This window comes from Pseudoneobacillus rhizolycopersici, from assembly GCF_054786815.1.
Map to the genome: position 1 here is coordinate 1 of NZ_JBTOOE010000141.1, position 260 is coordinate 260.

1 protein-coding gene is annotated in these 260 nt (G+C 52.3%); it reads left to right on the plus strand.

What is annotated here, in order from left to right:
• Positions 1–260: aldehyde dehydrogenase family protein (locus ACX9YW_RS23170; protein ID WP_460351095.1), on the plus strand; the 260-nt coding region annotated here is incomplete at both ends.

Sequence of the window (260 nt, forward strand, 5' to 3'; positions counted from 1 at the left end):
CCTGGATTTTTCTATCCCCCGACGCTTCTTGCGGGTTGCCAACAGCAGGATGAAATTGTTCAGCGCGAGGTTTTTGGCCCCGTGGTGAGCGTTACGCCGGTCGATTCTCTGGAGCAGGCGCTGCAATGGGCAAATGAATCGGAATATGGATTGGCCTCTTCGGTGTGGACAAAAAATATCGATCGCGCATGGCAGCTTGCGGCACAGCTCCAGTATGGAACCACTTGGATTAACACCCATTTCACTCTAGTCAGCGAAAT